We start from the raw sequence: 16,401 nt of genomic DNA on the forward strand, positions 1-16,401 counted from the left end.
GAATCTGGGCGCTGACGTCGCTCAACCACCTTTGTAGGCGTGGGGCGAAATGACGCGCATTTCGGATTCTATCCAATTTTCTACCTCTTGCATCAGGCTGTCGGGGGTATGGCCTTCGGGCGAGATCGGCTTGCCGATCGAGACCGTGATCAATCCGGGCCGTTTGATGAATGAATTCTTGGGCCAGCACTCGCCCGAATTATGCGCGATCGGCACCACGACCGCTTGGGTTTCCACAGCCAGGCGTGTGCCGCCGCTCTTGTACTTGCCCTTCTGGCCGACCGGGATGCGGGTGCCTTCGGGGAACATGATGATCCACTGGCCGTCGGCCAGGCGGCGCTTCCCGTGGCGCACGACCGAACTGAAAGCATTCTTGCCCTGCTTGCGGTCGATCGGGATCATGCGCAGCAAGCCCATGGCCCAGCCGAAGAAGGGGATGTACAGGATTTCCTTCTTGAAGACGTAGACCAGCGGCCGCGTGAGATTGGGCAGCAGGAAGATCGTTTCCCACGCCGACTGGTGCTTCGAGAGCACGATGGCCGGCGCGTCGGGCAGGTTCTCGTAGCCCTTGAATTGGTAGCGGATGCCGCAGATGACGCGCGCGCACCAGATGATGAAGACGTTCCAGCGCGAGGTGAACCAGAAGCGCTTGTTGTACGACAGCGGCGCTGCCAGGAAGCAGAGGGAGGCCCAGATGACGGTGGCGACGATCATGACGATCGTGAACAGCAGGGAACGCAGGAACAAACTGAAGTTACGCAAAGGGGCTCCGGACAAATCGATCTGGTTCTGGACTGGACTGCGAATTTTTTATTGATTATGCAGGCTGCGCGCCGGTTGTGCCAGAGGCGGCGCTCGACGGAGATCCCGGCTTGAGGAAGGCGGTCACCATCGCCGCCAGGTCCGGGAACACCTGGGTGCCGGGCGGCAGGCCGCCGGTGGCCTGGGTCGTCTCGCCCTTCCCGGTCAGCACCAGGTAGGGCGTGCAGCCGCGGTTGAAGCCGGCCTGCAGGTCGCGCAGCGAGTCGCCCACGGTGGGCACGCCCTTGAGATTGACCTTGAACCGCTTGCCGATCTCTTCGAACATGCCCGACTTGGGCTTGCGGCAGTCGCAGCCGTCGATCGCCGCGTGCGGGCAGAAGAAGATGGCGTCGATGTCGGCGCCCACCAGCTGGGCCGCCGCATGCAGCTTGGCGTGGATGGCGTTCAGGGTCGCGATGTCGAACAGGCCGCGCGCGATGCCCGACTGGTTGGTCGCGACCACCACCCGGTAGCCCGCCTGGTTCAGGCGCGCGATCGCTTCGAGCGAGCCGGGAATCGGGATCCATTCGGCCGGCGACTTGATGAAGTCCGGCGAATCGTGGTTGATCACGCCATCCCGGTCGAGGATGATGAGCTTCATCGCCCGCTCTTCCTTGTCGCGCTCCTTGCCCATCTTATGCCGCCAGCTTCGAGATGTCGGCCACGCGGTTCATCATGCCGTGCAGCGACGCCAGCAGGGCCAGGCGGTTGTTGCGCAGCTTGACGTCGTCGGCCATCACCATCACGTCGTTGAAGAAGGCGTCGACCTGGTCGCGCAGCTGGGCCAGGGTCTTGAGCGTGCCGGCGAAATCGCCCGCGGCGAAGGCCGCGTCGACGTCGGGCTGCACGCGGGCGACGGCGGCCGCCAGGTCCTTCTCGGCCTGGTCCTGCAGCAGGGCTGGGTCGACCGCGGCGTCCTTCGGCATCGCTTCCTCGTTCTTCTTGAGGATGTTGGTGATGCGCTTGTTGGCGGCGGCCAGCGAGGCCGCCTCGGGCAGCGCCGCGAAGGCCTGCACCGCTTCCAGGCGCTGCACCACGTCGTCGACGCGGTCCGGATCCTGGGCCAGCACCGCCTCGACCTCGTTCGGCGAGAAGCCGCGCTCGCGCAGCATGCCGCGCAGGCGGTCGAGCATGAACACGGTGACTTCCGCGCGCGGGTCGCGCAGCGATTCGAAGCGCGCCGGCTCGTCGGCGAAGGTGGTCATCGCGTCGGCCAGCATGTCGGCGATCGACAGCGGCAGGCGCTTCTCGACCAGCATGCGCATGATGCCCAGCGCGTGGCGGCGCAGCGCGAACGGATCCTTCTCGCCGGTCGGCTGCAGGCCGATGGCCCAGATGCCGACCAGGGTTTCCAGCTTGTCGGCCAGGGCCACCGCGAGGCCGGTATTGGTCGCCGGCAGGGCGTCGCCGGCGAAACGCGGCTGATAGTGTTCGGACGCCGCGCGCGCGACGTCGTCATGCTCGCCATCGTGGCGCGCGTAGTACGTGCCCATGATGCCCTGCAGCTCCGGGAACTCGCCGACCATGTCGGTGAGCAGGTCGGCCTTGGACAGGCGCGCGCCGCGCTCGGCCAGCGCCGCGTCGAAGCCCAGGCGGGTGGCGATATAGGTCGCCAGCTTGGTGACGCGCTCGCTGCGCTCGGCCTGCGAGCCCAGCTTGTTGTGGTAGACCACGCTGGCCAGTTGCGGCAGGCGCGACTCGAGGGTCTTCTTTTTATCCTGCTCGAAGAAGAACTTGGCGTCCGACAGGCGCGGGCGCACCACGCGCTCGTTGCCGCCGACGATGGCGGTCGGGTCGTCGGTCGCGATGTTCGACACGATCAGGAAGCGCGAACGCAGCTTGCCTTCGGCGTCGGTCAGCGCGAAGTATTTCTGGTTGGTCTGCATGGTGAGGATCAGGCATTCCTGCGGCACGGCCAGGAATTCTTCCTCGAAGCGGCATTCATAGACCACCGGCCATTCGACCAGGGCCGCCACTTCGTCCAGCAGCGACTCGGGCATCAGGACCTGGTCGGCGCCGGCTTTCTCGAGCAGCTGGGCGCGGATGCTTTCCTTGCGCGCTTCGGCGGACGAGAGCACCTTGCCTTCGGCTTCCAGCACTCGGGCGTAGTTGTCGGCATGGTCGATCGCGATCGGGTCGCCGTGCGACAGGAAGCGGTGGCCCATCGTGGTGCGGCCGGCGGCGAGGCCCAGCAGGGAGATCGGCAGCACCTGGTCGCCATGCAGCGCGGTCAGGAGGTGCACCGGACGCACGAACTGCACGGTGTCGCCGCTTGGGCGCTGGTAGCTCATGACCTTCGGGATCGGCAGCTTGGCCACCGTCTCGGCCAGCACGTCCTGCACGGCGCCCGCGAGGGCACTGCCGGCGGCGGTATAGGTGTAGAAGAAGCTCTCGGCCTTGCCGTCCTGGGCGCGTTCGAGCTGGTCGACGGTGAGGTCGGGGAAGCCCAGCGCGGCCAGTTTCTTGCCAAGGGGCGCGCTTGGATTGCCTTCCTTGTCGAGGGCCACGGAGACAGGCAGCACCTTCTCGCGGATCGATTTGTCGGGCGAGGTGCCGCGCACATTGGTGATGGACACGGCCAGGCGGCGCGGAGTGGCGTGGGTGGTGATGGTGCTGTCGGCTTCCAGGAAGTCGCGCGCCTTCAAGCCATTGGCGATGCCGGTCGCAAAGGCCGCGCCCAGCTTGACGAGCGCCTTCGGCGGCAGTTCTTCGGTCTGCAGTTCGACGAGGAGTGTTTGGTTCATGGTCTGTTCTGTTCTTTTCAGGCTGCGGCTTGTTCGCTTTTAGGCGCCATCGGGAAGCCCAGCTTCTCGCGCGAATCGTAATAGGCTTGCGCCACCAGGCGCGACAAGGTGCGCACGCGGCCGATGTAGGCGGCGCGCTCGGTCACCGAGATCGCGCCGCGCGCGTCCAGCAGGTTGAAGCTGTGCGAGGCCTTCATGATCTGCTCGTAGGCCGGCAGGGTCAGTTGCAGCTCGACCAGGCGCTTGGCTTCGGATTCGTGGTTATTGAAAGCCTGGAACAGGATCTCGGTGTTCGAATGCTCGAAGTTGTAGGTCGATTGTTCGACCTCGTTCTGGTGGAACACGTCGCCGTAGCTCAGGGTCTTCTTGACGCCGTTTTCTTCCCACTCGGTCCACACCAGGTCGTACACGTTCTCGACGCCCTGCAGGTACATGGCCAGGCGCTCGATGCCATAGGTGATCTCGCCCAGCACCGGCTTGCAATCGAGGCCGCCGACCTGCTGGAAATAGGTGAACTGGGTGACTTCCATGCCGTTCAGCCAGACTTCCCAGCCGAGGCCCCAGGCGCCCAGGGTCGGGCTTTCCCAGTCGTCCTCGACGAAGCGCACGTCATTCTTCTTCAGGTCCAGGCCCAGCGCCTCGAGCGAACCGAGGTACAGGTCGAGGATATTCTCGGGCGCCGGCTTCAGGGCCACCTGGTACTGGTAGTAATGCTGCAGGCGGTTCGGATTCTCGCCATAGCGGCCATCCTTCGGGCGGCGCGACGGCTGCACATAGGCGGCGCGCCACGGCTCCGGGCCGATCGCACGCAAGAAAGTGCCGGTGTGGAAGGTGCCCGCGCCGACTTCCATGTCGTAGGGCTGGAGCAGTGCGCAGCCCTGCTTGTCCCAGTAGGACTGCAGGGTGAGGATGATTTGTTGGAATGTGAGCATCTCGAATGGGACGGGGCTAATGGGCCGCGAACACGGTATGTTTGCCAAATGACTAATTCTACTGAATTTTTGCGCCCCTCTGGGGGGCGATTTCAACTCAGCTATTCGATTTAAGACGGTAGCGGCGGCCCGCGAACCACGCGCCGAGCAGCATCAAGCCGCCCAGCGTCAGGAAGGCCGCATTGCCGAAGCGGATGAACGGCGTCATGCCGCTCGCGCCGCGCACGGTCGCGCTCAGGACGCCGTCGGTATAGAAGGGCAGCACTTGCGTGATGTTGCCGCGGTGGTCGATCACGGCGGTGGCGCCGTCGTTGGTCGAGCGCAGCATCGGACGGCCCGTTTCCAGGGTGCGCATGCGCGAGATCTGCAGGTGCTGCGGGATGGCCACCGACTGGCCGTACCACGACAGGTTCGACACGTTGAGCAGCAGGGTCGCCGGGTGCTGCGCGTTGCGCAGCTGGTAGGCGATCTCTTCGCCGAACACGTCTTCATAGCAGATATTCGGCAGCACCCACTGGTCCTTGACCTGGAACGGGGCCTGCAGCGCGGCGCCGCGGGTGGCGTCGCTCAGCGGGATGTTCAGGATGTCGGTGAACCAGCGGAAGCCCGGCGGGATGAATTCGCCGAACGGCACCAGGTGCGCCTTGTCGTAGCGATAGGGCCGTGGCTCGGGGCTCATCGCGATCAGGCTGTTGCCGTATTTTTCCGGGCCGTCGAACAAGGGCATGCCGATCGCCAGCGTGCTGCCGGTGCTCGTGGCATAGCGCTGCAGGCCGTCCAGGTAGCCGTCCGGCAAGTTGTGCGGGAACACGGGCAGGGCGGTTTCTGGCGTCGCGATCAGGTCGGCCGGGGCCGCCGTGATCATCGCCTGGTAGCGCGTCACGATGCTGGTCAGGAATTCCATATCGAATTTCCTGTCTTGCGGGATATTGCCTTGCAGCAGGCGCACGCTGATCGGCTGGCCGGTCTCCTGCGTCCATTCGACCGTGCGCAGGCCGGCGCCGGCCAGCAGCAGGCCGGCCAGCAGGCCGATTGCCGGCCAGCGCGCGCGCTGGGTCAGCATCGCGATGCAGCCGGCGCCGACGCCGACCAGGATGCCGAGGCCGTACACGCCGATCAGCGGCGCGAAGCCCGCCAGCGGCGCCAGGTCGTGGGCATAGCCCGACGAGGCCCAGGGGAAACCCGTGAACACCCAGCCGCGCAGCCATTCGGACACGCCCCACAAGGTCGGCAGCACCAGCAGCAGGAAGGCGGCCACCGGCAGCGACCAGCGCTTGCGCAGCCAGCTCGCCACGCCGGCGGTGAAGGCGGCGAACAGGCCCATGTACAGGCCGAGCAGGACGATGGCCACCACCGCCAGCAGCACCGGCAGGTGGGCGAAGCGGGTCATGAGGACGGACAGCCAGTGCATGCCGGCGACCGACCAGCCGAAGCCGAAGGCCCAGCCGATCAGGGTCGCGCGCTTGACCGAATTGCCCATGCCGACCTGGTAGAACAGCCAGGCCAGCGACAGGAATTGCAGCGGCCACCAACCGAAGGGCTGGAAAGACAGGATGGATGAACCGCCGGCCAGCGCGGCGGCGAGTAGCAGCAGAAGCGAAGGCTTGCTGCCGCGCAGCGCCGCGCGTTCGGCCAGTTCCGCCGCGGTCAAAGGCTGGGTCCGGCGGCGCAGCATCAGTCGCGTTCGTCTTCCAGCGATGGCAACCGTTCGACCAGCAGGACGTGGATCTGGCGTGCGTCGGCGCGCAGCACCTCGAAGCGCAGGCCGTGCAGGTCGACCACTTCGCCCTTGTGCGGCATGTGGCCCAGGTGGCTGGCGATCAGGCCGCCGATGGTGTCGACCTCGTCGTCCGGCAGCTCGGTGCCGAGCTCCTCGTTGAATTGCTCGATCTCGGTCAGCGCCTTGATGCGCCAGCGCGGGCCGTGCTGGCCTTCGCGGATCGAGATGATGTTGTCTTCTTCTTCGTCGAAGTCGTATTCGTCCTCGATGTCGCCGACGATCTGCTCGAGCACATCCTCGATCGTGATCAGGCCGGCCACACCGGAATACTCGTCGACCACGATCGCCATGTGGTTGTGGTTGGCGCGGAAATCGCGCAGCAGCACGTTCAGGCGCTTCGATTCGGGAATGAAGACTGCCGGGCGCAATTTGGTGCGCACGTCGAAAGATTCTTCAGCGTAATAACGCAGCAAATCCTTGGCCAGCAGGATGCCGACCACCTTGTCGCGCTCGCCTTCGATGGCGGGGAAGCGCGAGTGGGCGGTTTCGAGCACGTAAGGCATCCATTCCTCGATCGGTTTCGTGATGTCGATCACGTCCATCTGGGAACGGGGAACCATGATGTCGCGCGCCGACAGGTCGGACACCTGGAACACGCCCTCGATCATCGACAGCGCATCGGCGTCGAGGAGGTTGCGTTCGTGGGCATCGTGCAGCACTTCGAGGAGCTCTGCGCGATTTTCGGGCTCGGGGGAGATGAAGGCGGTCAGCCGCTCCAGCAGTGACCTGTGGGGTTTGGCGTCCGGTCGGACGTCACTGGGATACTCGGGCATAGTTGGCGGGAAGCCGTTGTTGCAATGGGGTGTAGGATACACCAAATAGGGGTGCGCCCAGTATTTACACGAGTGCGCACCCGACGGCTTGCCTCAATCAGCGTAGGGATCCGGGAAGCCCAGCACCTCCATGATGTCGCGCTCGAACTGCTCCATTTCTTCGGCGTCATCGTCGTTTTCGTGGTCCCAGCCCTGGGCGTGCAGCACGCCGTGCACGACCAGGTGGGCCGCGTGTTCCTCGACCGTTTTCTTTTGCTCCTCGGCCTCGCGTTGCAGCACGTCGGTGCACAGCACGATGTCGGCCTGGGTCGGGTCGTCTTCGCCCAGCTCCTCTTCTTCGTTGTAGGCGAAGGTGAGGACGTTGGTGGCGTAGTCCTTGCCGCGATAGGCCTTGTTCAGCGCCTGCCCCTCCTCGGCATCGACGAAGCGGATCGTCAGCTCGGCCGGGCCGAGCAGGGCCGCCTCGACCCAGCGCTGCAGCTTGGCTTCGGTGATCTCGCCTTCGAGGCGGGTATCGGCGAACTGGACTTCCAGTTCAAGTGGATGTTTTTTTTCTTGCATTTTTCGCCGGGGTCGGTTTGGGGAGGGCGGCCAGTTCCTGGACCGAAGTATCTTTCTCATATGCATCGATAATGCGCGCCACCAGCGGGTGGCGCACCACGTCGGCGCTCGAGAACTGGGTGAAGGCGATGCCGCGCACATCCTTCAGCACGTGCATGGCGTCCACCAGGCCGCTGCGCTGGGTCTTGTGCAGGTCGACCTGCGTCACGTCGCCGGTGACGACGGCCTTGCTGCCGAAGCCGATCCGGGTCAGGAACATCTTCATCTGCTCGACGGTCGTGTTCTGGGCTTCGTCCAGGATCACGAACGCGTGGTTCAGGGTGCGCCCGCGCATATAGGCCAGCGGCGCGATCTCGATCACCTGTTTCTCGAACAGCTTCTGGGTGCGGTCGAAGCCCAGCAGGTCGTACAGCGCGTCGTACAGCGGGCGCAGGTAGGGATCGACCTTCTGCGCCAGGTCGCCCGGCAGGAAGCCCAGGCGCTCGCCGGCCTCGACGGCGGGACGGGTCAGGATGATGCGCTTGACGGCGTCGCGCTCGAGGGCGTCGACGGCGCAGGCCACGGCCAGGTAGGTCTTGCCGGTGCCGGCCGGACCGATGCCGAAACTGATGTCGTGGTTCAGCACCGCGTTCAGGTACTGGATCTGGTGCGGCGTACGGCCGCGCAGGTCGCTGCGGCGGGTCTTGAGGAGCGGGCTTTCGAGGCTTTCCGGCGCCGCTTCGGCGTCGACGTCGGTTTCTTCAGGGGCGTCGGCCCTGGCGGCCGGGGCGGCATCGGGATCGGTGGCGCGCGGCTTCAGGCCGGCGCGCTGCTCGACCAGGGCCAGTTGCACCTCTTCGATCGGCACGACCTTGTTGGCGACCGAATAGAAGCGTTCCAGCAATTCGACGGCGCGCTCGGCATTGGCGCCGCTGACGATGAATTTCTCGCCGCGGCGGAAGATCGTGACGTCGAGCGCGGCCGAGATCTGGCGCAGGTTCTCGTCGAGCGGGCCGCACAGGTGGGCGAGCCGCGTATTGTCGAGCGGCTCGGGAGTGAAGTACGAGGGCAGGGTTGGCTGTGTTTTCAACTGGCTTTGGCTATCGTATCGAGGTTGGCGACGAGTTCGCCGCGCAAATAGTAATCGTGGCTGGCGACGATGCGCACGTCGGCCAACTGGCCGATCAGCGAGGCATTCGTCTCGTCCAGCGGGAACAGGACCACGCGGTTGTTCTCGGCGCGGCCCTGCAATTGGGTGGCGTCCTTCTTGGCGACGCCTTCGACCAGCACCCGCTGCACGGTGCCGACCATGGCGGCGCTGTGCTTGCGGGTGTTCAGGTCGATCAGGGCTTGCAGGCGCTGCAGGCGCGCCAGCTTGACCTCGTGCGGGGTGTCGTCTTCGAGGTTGGCGGCCGGCGTGCCGGGACGCTTGCTGAAGATAAAGCTGAAGCTATTGTCGAAATTCACGTCTTCGACCAGCTTCATCATGGCCTCGAAGTCGGCCTCGGTCTCGCCCGGGAAACCGACGATGAAGTCGGACGAGAACGTCATGTTCGGGCGCACCGCGCGCAGGCGGCGGATGATCGACTTGTATTCGAGGCCGGTATAGCCGCGCTTCATGGCATTGAGCACGCGGTCGGAGCCATGCTGCACCGGCAGGTACAGGTGGCTCACCAGTTGCGGGATCCTGGCATAGGCGTCGATCAGGCGCTGGCTGAATTCCTTCGGGTGGCTGGTGACGAAGCGCAGGCGCTCGATGCCGGGAATCTCGGCGATGTATTCCAGCAGCAGGGCGAAGTCGGCGGTGTCGCCACTTTCCATGGCGCCGCGGAAGGCGTTCACGTTCTGGCCCAGCAGCATGATTTCCTTCACACCCTGGGCCGCGAGGCCGGCGACTTCGGTCAGCACGTCCTCGAAGCGGCGCGAGACTTCCTCGCCGCGGGTGTAAGGCACGACGCAGTAGCTGCAATACTTGCTGCAGCCTTCCATGATCGAGACATAAGCGACCGGACCTTCGACCTTGGCTGGTGGCAAGAAGTCGAACTTCTCGATCTCGGGGAAGCTGATGTCGACCTGGGACTTGCCCGACTGGCGCCGGTCCTGGATCAGCTGGGGCAGGCGGTGCAAGGTCTGCGGGCCGAACACCACATCGACATAGGGGGCGCGCTTGACGATGGCGTCGCCTTCTTGCGACGCGACGCAACCGCCCACGCCGATGACCAGCTCGGGATTCTTGCGCTTGAGTTCCTTGATACGGCCCAAGTCGGAGAACACTTTTTCTTGCGATTTTTCGCGGATCGAGCAGGTATTAAACAGGATCACATCCGCGTCTTCCGGCGTGTCGGTGCGCACCAGTCCGTCGGAGGCGCCAAGGACGTCGACCATCTTGTCCGAGTCGTACTCGTTCATCTGGCAGCCGAAGGTTTTGATAAATACTTTTTTTTGCATGGAATTGCTAGTTGGGGGCGAGCGCGGCATCGACAAGGCGTGGACGGGAGCCAGTTTACCGTAATTCGGCATGGACCCCGTCGGCCACCAGTGCGGCTGTTTTAATGCTGCTCGGAATGGTTAATTTCTTTACCTAAAGTAATTGTATTTATGCTCAGATTGTTAAATGTCTGCTAGCGAACATACTTTGTTATTCATGATACATAGCTTAGATGTTATGAAGTGTTTCCCTATGTAAATCAACGACTTCTGAGTGGATTCCGATTCACAAAATTTATCCAAGAAATCTCTTGCGTGCGCCACAATTGAGCCCCATGTGCTGAAATGCAAACGTGACAAGCTTTCCACACGATAGCTTGATTTCCGACAAGGAGTCACATGCGCAGGTTCGTCATCGCACTGGCGTACGCGACAGATAATTTGTTTGAAAGACAAGTGCGTATGTGGAAAGAAACATGGAGCACTGTGGGCCGGAATTCTTAAGGGAATGTTCAGATTAGCGCTGTTTAATCCCTGAACAAGTTCCGGGAACTTATGTTGACGAAAGGTAGTCTTTAACAAAAGTTCGTAAGGGAACTATTTTAACCAAACTCGTGAGGTAATTATCATGGCACAACAACATCACGCTCTATCTTCGCAGGAAAGTTACAACCCGAACCACTTGTTGGACATCCTGCTCGGTAAGATGCAGCTGAAAAACGACGCCGCCCTGTCGCGCATGCTGGAAGTGGCGCCGCCCGTCATCAGCAAGATCCGCCACCACCGCCTGCCGGTCGGCGCCTCGCTGCTGATCCGCATGCACGAAGTGACCGGCATGAGCATCCGCGACCTGCGCGACCTGATGGGCGACCGCCGCACCAAATACCGCCTGTCGGATGCCCAGGGCCGCCCGAAGCCAGAAGAGAAAGCTGCACAAGCCGCGGCCGCTGCCGCCCAGCAACAGGCCCAGCCGGCACAAGGCCAGGGCGCGCAAACCAACGAAGCGTCGAACAAGACCTCCGGCAATTATGCGCACTGATGCCGTGGGCATGACAGCCGCATCTGTCATGCCTTCGGTATTGGCGGGCTGCGGCGCCGCCACGCTGATCTTGCAGCAGCGGCGCCGCACTAGCTCCTATTGATTCATCGTGCACCGTCCTGCGGCCTAGGCCATCAGGATGGCTGTCATTTCCTCGAACTGCAGTTCCGTCTCGCGGAACACGTGCAGCCACGTTTCCTCAGGCAGACCGAGCGCCGTCCAGGCCACGCTGGACACGGCGGGCACCAGCTCGTCCGCGTCGCCGGCCAGGTCGAGCGCATGGGCCACCGCATGGGCCACATGGACGATGGTGGCCAGGAAGCCGGCCCCCGGCGTCTCGGGCGCATGATAAAAGGCGATCGCCTGCTGCATCGTGCCCGAGAACTGCCAGTGCTCGGCCAGCGCCGCGCCGGCCAGCAAATGGTCGACCCCCAGCATGGCCCGTTCGGTGTCGAGCAGGTCGCCATCGCGGCGCTTGCGTTCGCGCAGGACGGCGTCGTACTGCTCGGGATAGCGCGTCACCAGCACCAGCCGCCCGATGCCGTGCAGCAGGCCGGCCGTGAACGCCACGTCCTGGTTGAAGCGCATATGGCGCGCCAGCACCCGCGCGCAGGCGGCGGTGGCGATCGACAGGCGCCAGAAGGCCTTGTCGTCGAAGCTGGGGCAGCGTCCGCTCGGGAAACATCCGGTCATCGCCGCCGCCATGATCAGGTTGCGCGTGGCCTGGAAGCCCAGATACGTCATGGCTTGCTGGATCGTGGTGGCCTTGACCTGCAAGCCGAAGGCCGACGAGTTGGCCAGGCGCAGCGTCTTCGCCGTCAGCGCCTGGTCGGCCGACACTTTCCTGGCCAGCACCGAGATGTCGACATCCTCCTGGTCGATGCTGCCGAGCAGTTCCATCACGACGGCGGGCAACGAGGGCAGGTCTTCCAGGCCCTGGACCAGCTGTTCAGAGGTGATTGCCGGGGTGGCCGTCATGGCGCCACCTGCCGTTCCAGGCGGTAATCCTCGACGTAACGGCGCAGCAGCTTGCCGGCCCAGTCGTCATCGCCCTCGAGATCGTGCTTGCGAAACAGGTGGTCGAGCCGGGCAACGACCGCCCCCTCGTCCGGCGCGCGGTGCGCCTCGACGCGCGCCACTGGCACCGCCTCGATATGGTGACGCTGCAGCGAAGCGATGGTCGCCTCGCCGAGGACGACGCCCTTGGCCAGCAATACCAGGCCTTGATTGTCCAGCAGCTCGTCCGAGAGCACCATGCCCGGCGTTACCTGGGTCACGGGGACCATCGTGTGGTCATCGCTCATATTCCCTCCATTCAATTCTGCGCCGATGTTATCACCGGCGCGGATGAATATCTGTAAGCATTGGCAATTGTTTCTCTGTCCCGGCCGCGATATGCGTCAAGACGCGCGCACCGATTGCCCGCGCCACGTTACCATGCCCCCATGACCAGCCAACGTTACATTGCCTTGTTGCGCGGCGTAAATGTCGGCCGCGCCAAACGGATTGCCATGGCCGACCTGCGCAAGCTGGTCGAAAGCCTCGGCTATACCGGCGTGCGCAGCCTGCTCAATAGCGGCAATGTGATCTTCGACGCCGACGTGGCCTCCGCCCAGGCGGCGGAGGCGATCGAGGAAGCGATGGTGCTGCGCCTTGGCGTCGCGGCGCGCGTGTTCGTGCTCGAGCGCCAGGAGCTGGCCGACATCATCGACGACAATCCGCTGCTGGACCTGGCCGACGACCATGCGCGCCTGTTCGCCTTCCTGCTGACCGGCGAGCCGCAGCGCGAGATGGCGGCCTGCCTGTGCGGCCAGGACTGGCAGCCCGAGGCGCTGGCGATCGGTCGCCGCGCCGCCTATGTCTGGTGCCCGGAAGGCGTGCTCGACAGCGCCGCCGCGGCGGCCCTCGGCAAGGGGCTGGGCGACGGCACGACCTCGCGCAACTGGCGCACGATCACCAAGCTGCACGGCTTGTGCAGCCATCCGGCCGGGTGCTGACCGGCAGTGGCGCGGCGCCGGCGGCGCTGCTGGCCGCCTACTTGAACTTGTCGCTGCTGTCGCGGCCGGCGCGGTAGCCGATCAGGATCAGACCGACCAGCATCATCGCGAACACCTCCGGCTCGGGCAGTTCGGGCAGGTGCGACGGTGGGGTGACGATGTGCGTATGGCCCGTGACTGCCAGGTCGTGCACCGGTTGTGGCGCTGGAATGGCTTGAATGCCATTGCCAGGAACAAGATCGATCACGGCGGCTTGGGCTACATTGCCGAGGAAGACCGCAAGCGCCGCCGTCAAAGCATATCTTTTCATAGCCATTCCTCTTTACAAGCTAAATGCCACCAAGCTTTGGATGGGTTGAAACTTCATCCGCGGTCGCCATCTTGCCAAATCAGGATAGCAAATCCGCTGGCCTCACTGCGCGCAATTGAGCCGATGAGTTGTAGAAAGAAGTCATGTTTTTGCTGAAAGATGCAAACATGTTGCGTTCACTCAATGCAAAAGTTGACTGTGGTAAATAAGCTGCGCTCAGCAGTAACTCAGGTGTCAATATAATGCCTGGATTGGGTGGTTTGATAATGCGAATTTCGCAAGAAATCGCTGTTTGATTGGCATATTCATCATGATTGCTGTCACTTGGATAATCAAAAACGTTAGCAGCTTTTTCATCATCATCAAATTCCGCATTTTTTTGTTCGCAGGGTATTCACCGCGGTTTTTTTTGAAGGTATAGTCTCCTTATCCCCTTGCCTTCGGGCATCACAGCAACGTCCCAACCAACACGTCTGAAACCCTCGGCCCTGGCCGACGCCGCGCTCGCCGCCTTTGCGACACGGCACCAGCAGTCCCACTTTTTGCACGACGCACCTTTCGACGAGTAACCAGATGCCCAACTTCGCCCGACTTCAGATTGCCTTCAAGAACGTCTACGTCCGTATCCTGTCCGCCATCCTGCTGGGCATGCTGGTGGCGCTGGCGATCTTCAAGTCCGATGTGCCGCAAGATCCGAGCCCGGTGATCCACTCGCAGAACATCGCCGAGATCACGTCGCTGGCCGGTCAGAAGGCGCGCCTGGATTACCTCCTGATCGCCAACCCGCTGTCGGAGGCGCCGCGCTACATCTACAAATTCAAGGATGCGGCGAACCTGCACGTGGTGAAGGTGCCGAGCACCTCCCACCTGTCGCTCGAGCGCGAGGTGCTGCTCAAGAACGCCATCCCGTATTCGATCGCCAAGGATGATTTCCTGGCCAGCCACAAGGCGGTGATGGACGAGGGCGTGAGCATGCTCGACCAGGCCGGCGACTTCCTCAAGCGCAATGCATTCCCGATCATCCTGGTGCTGATGATCCTGTACGTGATGAAATTCGGCATCCCGGGCATGGGCACGAGCGCGTCGATGATCACCCCGGACAAGCTGAAAGGCAGCCTGGACGACCTGATCGGCATGGACGACATCAAGCAGGAAGTGCTGCACCTGGAAGACATGATCCGCAACCGCGCGGAATACCAGTCGCACAATATCGACAAGCCGTTCAACGTGATGCTGACCGGGCCCGCCGGTACCGGCAAGACCAAGCTGGTGGGCTACCTGGCCAAGCGCCTCGACATGCCGATGATCTCGGCCTCGGGTTCGGCGCTGGAGTCGGGCTACGTCGGCGGCGGCTCGAAGGCCCTGAACGCCTTGTATCGCAAGGCTTGCGCCAAGGGCAAGTGCATCATCTTCCTGGATGAAGCGCAAAGCCTGTTCATGCCGCGCGGCCGCAGCGAAAAGAAGTGGGAAGACGATACCGCCAACACCATGCTGGGCCTGCTGGACGGCGTGAAGAGCGACAAGGGCCAGGGCGTGATCTGGATCGTCGCCTCGAACTTCGACGACAACACGACCGAGATGGACGAAGCGATGCTGCGCCGCTTCTCGGTGAAGATCAACTTCCGCCTGCCGAACAAGGCCGAGCGCCGCGAACTGCTGCGCAGCTTCCTGGCGCGTAAAAAAGATGGCCTGGTCGATTGGGAAGACCTGAACCTGGACCAGGTGGCCGAGATCACCCAGAACCTGAGCCCGGCGCTGCTGGAAACCGTGGTCGAGCGCGCCAGCATGCTGTCGATCCAGGAAAAGACCATCATCAACACCAACCTGATGTTCCGTGCCTACGAGCGCGCCACCATCGGCCTGACCGACCGCGCGACGACGGCCGAGAAGCACAAGCAGCGCGAGCGCATCGCCCTGCACGAGCTGGGGCACTTCTTCATGCAGATCGATCCCTACCTGCGTGCCGGCCTCAGCCTGGCCGAAGTGAAGGAAAAGTCGCACCTGCTCAAGATCAGCACCGAGGCGGTGTCGAAGATCGGCGCGCTGGGTTACGTGCTGCAGTCGGGCGAAGACATGTCGCTGCGCACGCTGGAAGAGCTGGAGCGTGACGTGGTCGGCCTGTATGGCGGCGTGGCGGCCGAAGAGATGTTCTATGGCGCGCGCGGCATTTCGGTCGGCAGCCAGAACGACATCGAGAAGATCACCAAGATGCTGAACCTGATGGTGAGCCGCCTGTCGATGTATTCGCGCTCGAAGATCGATTACAGCCAGCTGGGGCAGGAAGCCAGCGGCGAGCACACCGTGCGCCTGGTGGAAGAAAAGGCGGATGCGCTGTACAGCTACACCCTCGACTCGATCCGCGATTACAAGCTGGTGATGGAGTCGCTCAAGGATACGTTGCTGGAACAGTATGTGTTGTCGAAGGACGAGGTGTTTGCGCTGCTGGAAGAGCGGAGTGAACTCTTGATGCCGCAGTTGCATGGGCATCGGACAGCCAAGCTGACTTTGTGTGAGGAAGAAGTCGCGGCATAGGTGACAATAACATCTTACAGAACCCGTTTCGCGAAGGCTGAACGGGTTCTTATCTTAAAAGTGACCGTTTGGTTGGTTCATTCTCAACCACGAGCGGCAGTAAGTAGCTGAGGATACTCTGATCCGCTACCGTGCAAGCGACCGTCGGACCGCCTGATCCCATTGGTAATAGTGGCATGCGTTCATACACCGCGAAATATGGGTGCGGTAGCAGCGGCCGTTTTCCCCTGGGCGCTAACCTTGGGGGGCATTACATAGCGTGCAAGTGGCAGTATCCAAGTACGTCCACGATCGTCCGGATAAAGGCCGAACGCCAGAGTGGGAGTCAGAAATACGATGTTCTTCTCGGCCGCGGACAGAATGCGCGACAGTTTTGACGTATCGTTGGGCGGATGCTGCCAGTTGATAGTGTCACGCAGCTTGCGTTCGCAGGAGCCTGTCAGAATTTCTGTGTGGAACGGGGTCATGAAATAATCCCGAAAGGACTGTTCCATGACCGAAGTGATGACCACCAAGAAGCCCAAAA

The 16,401-nt window shown here is 62.9% G+C and carries 16 protein-coding genes; 3 read left to right on the forward strand and 13 right to left on the reverse strand.

All coding sequences use genetic code 11. The annotated features are described in order from the left end of the window. Positions 1–21: 21 nt before the first annotated feature. The 9 genes from ABIB42_RS21075 to miaB all read right to left on the reverse strand — a co-directional run bounded on the left by ABIB42_RS21075 (position 22) and on the right by miaB (position 10,018). Positions 22–762: a lysophospholipid acyltransferase family protein gene (locus tag ABIB42_RS21075; protein WP_005665337.1), complete on the reverse strand. Its 741-nt coding sequence runs from the start codon at positions 760–762 to the stop codon at positions 22–24. Between the two features lie 55 nt (positions 763–817). Continuing rightward, the gene (gene gmhB / locus ABIB42_RS21080) at positions 818–1,402 is read right to left on the reverse strand and encodes a D-glycero-beta-D-manno-heptose 1,7-bisphosphate 7-phosphatase (protein ID WP_040775833.1); all 585 of its coding nucleotides are present in this window, start codon (positions 1,400–1,402) and stop codon (positions 818–820) included. Between the two features lie 34 nt (positions 1,403–1,436). Continuing rightward, positions 1,437–3,545 carry a glycine--tRNA ligase subunit beta gene (gene glyS, locus ABIB42_RS21085; protein ID WP_429248947.1) on the reverse strand — a complete coding sequence of 703 codons (2,109 nt, stop codon included), beginning with the start codon at positions 3,543–3,545 and terminating at the stop codon, positions 1,437–1,439. A 17-nt stretch (positions 3,546–3,562) separates the two neighbouring features. Continuing rightward, the gene (gene glyQ / locus ABIB42_RS21090; RefSeq protein WP_429248948.1) at positions 3,563–4,477 is read right to left on the reverse strand and encodes a glycine--tRNA ligase subunit alpha; all 915 of its coding nucleotides are present in this window, start codon (positions 4,475–4,477) and stop codon (positions 3,563–3,565) included. Between the two features lie 97 nt (positions 4,478–4,574). Continuing rightward, positions 4,575–6,152 carry an apolipoprotein N-acyltransferase gene (gene lnt, locus ABIB42_RS21095; RefSeq protein WP_429248949.1) on the reverse strand — a complete coding sequence of 526 codons (1,578 nt, stop codon included), beginning with the start codon at positions 6,150–6,152 and terminating at the stop codon, positions 4,575–4,577. Beyond that, the gene (locus tag ABIB42_RS21100) at positions 6,152–7,030 is read right to left on the reverse strand and encodes an HlyC/CorC family transporter (protein WP_005665342.1); all 879 of its coding nucleotides are present in this window, start codon (positions 7,028–7,030) and stop codon (positions 6,152–6,154) included. The genes lnt and ABIB42_RS21100 overlap by 1 nt, the downstream gene beginning before the upstream one ends. Positions 7,031–7,123: 93 nt before the next feature. Beyond that, positions 7,124–7,591: an rRNA maturation RNase YbeY gene (gene ybeY, locus ABIB42_RS21105; protein ID WP_005665343.1), complete on the reverse strand. Its 468-nt coding sequence runs from the start codon at positions 7,589–7,591 to the stop codon at positions 7,124–7,126. Further along, positions 7,566–8,660 (reverse strand): PhoH family protein, encoded by a 1,095-nt coding sequence (locus ABIB42_RS21110; RefSeq protein WP_429248950.1) that lies wholly within the window; start codon positions 8,658–8,660, stop codon positions 7,566–7,568. The genes ybeY and ABIB42_RS21110 overlap by 26 nt, the downstream gene beginning before the upstream one ends. Continuing rightward, positions 8,657–10,018: a tRNA (N6-isopentenyl adenosine(37)-C2)-methylthiotransferase MiaB gene (miaB, locus tag ABIB42_RS21115; RefSeq protein WP_184236959.1), complete on the reverse strand. Its 1,362-nt coding sequence runs from the start codon at positions 10,016–10,018 to the stop codon at positions 8,657–8,659. The genes ABIB42_RS21110 and miaB overlap by 4 nt, the downstream gene beginning before the upstream one ends. Positions 10,019–10,625: 607 nt before the next feature. On the opposite strand from miaB, the gene ABIB42_RS21120 reads away from it, so the two are divergent. Beyond that, positions 10,626–11,036 (forward strand): hypothetical protein, encoded by a 411-nt coding sequence (locus ABIB42_RS21120; protein WP_005665347.1) that lies wholly within the window; start codon positions 10,626–10,628, stop codon positions 11,034–11,036. 126 nt (positions 11,037–11,162) lie between these two features. Here ABIB42_RS21120 and ABIB42_RS21125 read toward each other — a convergent pair whose 3' ends face one another. Then, positions 11,163–12,014, reverse strand: coding sequence for an HDOD domain-containing protein (locus tag ABIB42_RS21125; RefSeq protein WP_005665348.1), 852 nt, complete (start codon positions 12,012–12,014; stop codon positions 11,163–11,165). Further along, positions 12,011–12,340, reverse strand: a complete 330-nt coding sequence (locus ABIB42_RS21130; protein WP_429248951.1) for a hypothetical protein — start codon at positions 12,338–12,340, stop codon at positions 12,011–12,013. The genes ABIB42_RS21125 and ABIB42_RS21130 overlap by 4 nt, the downstream gene beginning before the upstream one ends. A 141-nt stretch (positions 12,341–12,481) precedes the next feature. Here ABIB42_RS21130 and ABIB42_RS21135 point away from each other — a divergent pair, with 141 nt between their 5' ends. Next, positions 12,482–13,033, forward strand: a complete 552-nt coding sequence (locus tag ABIB42_RS21135) for a DUF1697 domain-containing protein (RefSeq protein ID WP_184236965.1) — start codon at positions 12,482–12,484, stop codon at positions 13,031–13,033. A gap of 37 nt (positions 13,034–13,070) precedes the next feature. On the opposite strand, the gene ABIB42_RS21140 is transcribed toward ABIB42_RS21135, so the two are convergent. Then, positions 13,071–13,343: a hypothetical protein gene (locus ABIB42_RS21140; RefSeq protein WP_005665352.1), complete on the reverse strand. Its 273-nt coding sequence runs from the start codon at positions 13,341–13,343 to the stop codon at positions 13,071–13,073. 573 nt (positions 13,344–13,916) lie between these two features. On the opposite strand from ABIB42_RS21140, the gene ABIB42_RS21145 reads away from it, so the two are divergent. Beyond that, positions 13,917–15,875, forward strand: coding sequence for an AAA family ATPase (locus ABIB42_RS21145; RefSeq protein ID WP_312486428.1), 1,959 nt, complete (start codon positions 13,917–13,919; stop codon positions 15,873–15,875). Positions 15,876–16,057: 182 nt separating this feature from the next. Here ABIB42_RS21145 and ABIB42_RS21150 read toward each other — a convergent pair. Next, positions 16,058–16,401: hypothetical protein (locus ABIB42_RS21150; RefSeq protein WP_429248952.1), on the reverse strand; the 344-nt coding region annotated here is incomplete at its 5' end.

This window comes from Massilia sp. UYP32 (assembly GCF_050434365.1).
Taxonomy (GTDB): domain Bacteria; phylum Pseudomonadota; class Gammaproteobacteria; order Burkholderiales; family Burkholderiaceae_D; genus Telluria; species Telluria timonae.

Bases quoted from the DNA above. Each gene is read 5' to 3' on its own strand.
- gmhB (WP_040775833.1), bottom strand. From the start codon at position 1,402: ATGAAGCTCATCATCCTCGACCGGGATGGCGTGATCAACCACGATTCG.
- glyS (WP_429248947.1), bottom strand. From the start codon at position 3,545: ATGAACCAAACACTCCTCGTCGAACTGCAGACCGAAGAACTGCCGCCG.
- glyQ (WP_429248948.1), bottom strand. From the start codon at position 4,477: ATGCTCACATTCCAACAAATCATCCTCACCCTGCAGTCCTACTGGGAC.
- lnt (WP_429248949.1), bottom strand. From the start codon at position 6,152: ATGCTGCGCCGCCGGACCCAGCCTTTGACCGCGGCGGAACTGGCCGAA.
- ABIB42_RS21100 (WP_005665342.1), bottom strand. From the start codon at position 7,030: ATGCCCGAGTATCCCAGTGACGTCCGACCGGACGCCAAACCCCACAGG.
- ybeY (WP_005665343.1), bottom strand. From the start codon at position 7,591: ATGCAAGAAAAAAAACATCCACTTGAACTGGAAGTCCAGTTCGCCGAT.
- miaB (WP_184236959.1), bottom strand. From the start codon at position 10,018: ATGCAAAAAAAAGTATTTATCAAAACCTTCGGCTGCCAGATGAACGAG.
- ABIB42_RS21120 (WP_005665347.1), top strand. From the start codon at position 10,626: ATGGCACAACAACATCACGCTCTATCTTCGCAGGAAAGTTACAACCCG.
- ABIB42_RS21125 (WP_005665348.1), bottom strand. From the start codon at position 12,014: ATGACGGCCACCCCGGCAATCACCTCTGAACAGCTGGTCCAGGGCCTG.
- ABIB42_RS21130 (WP_429248951.1), bottom strand. From the start codon at position 12,340: ATGAGCGATGACCACACGATGGTCCCCGTGACCCAGGTAACGCCGGGC.
- ABIB42_RS21135 (WP_184236965.1), top strand. From the start codon at position 12,482: ATGACCAGCCAACGTTACATTGCCTTGTTGCGCGGCGTAAATGTCGGC.
- ABIB42_RS21140 (WP_005665352.1), bottom strand. From the start codon at position 13,343: ATGAAAAGATATGCTTTGACGGCGGCGCTTGCGGTCTTCCTCGGCAAT.
- ABIB42_RS21145 (WP_312486428.1), top strand. From the start codon at position 13,917: ATGCCCAACTTCGCCCGACTTCAGATTGCCTTCAAGAACGTCTACGTC.